At 50.5% G+C, this 436-nt stretch carries 1 protein-coding gene; it reads left to right on the top strand.

Features of this window, described 5'->3' with window-relative positions; all coding sequences use genetic code 11:
• A partial coding sequence (locus tag ASC50_RS04760) for an Ig-like domain-containing protein (protein WP_162491140.1) occupies positions 1-436 on the top strand: 436 nt, incomplete at both ends.

The raw sequence follows: 436 nt of genomic DNA, 5'->3' as shown, positions 1-436 counted from the left end.
CCTGTGGAATGGGAAGACCACGGTAAGTTCTATTTGGTATCCGACATAACGTTATACGCGCAGTGGACTAAATTGGTAACAAGCGTGAGTCTCAATGAAAGAAATCTCACCCTGAGCATCGGCTCCGGGTCGCAACTGACAGCCACCCTCATAGCCACGATAGAACCCGGGAACGCCACCAACAAGGGCATAACATGGACAAGCAGCGACCCAAGCATAGCCACAGTAACTGCCACCGGCATAGTAACGGCAAAAAAAGTAGGTAGCACCCTCATAACGGTAACCACCGATGATGGTAACAAAACGGCGACTTGCGAAGTGCGTGTGATGGAGAAATGGACTATTGTCAACATAGATGCCGAAACAGACGGTAAAATACTTGAGATATTCGGCACCGGTGAAATGCCGGATTGGGGCGATGCCGCAAATCTCGCGC

It is taken from the genome of Candidatus Symbiothrix dinenymphae (assembly GCF_001431085.1).
Note: the sequence above shows the minus strand (reverse complement) of the source record. Positions and strands in the feature narration are given on the sequence as shown.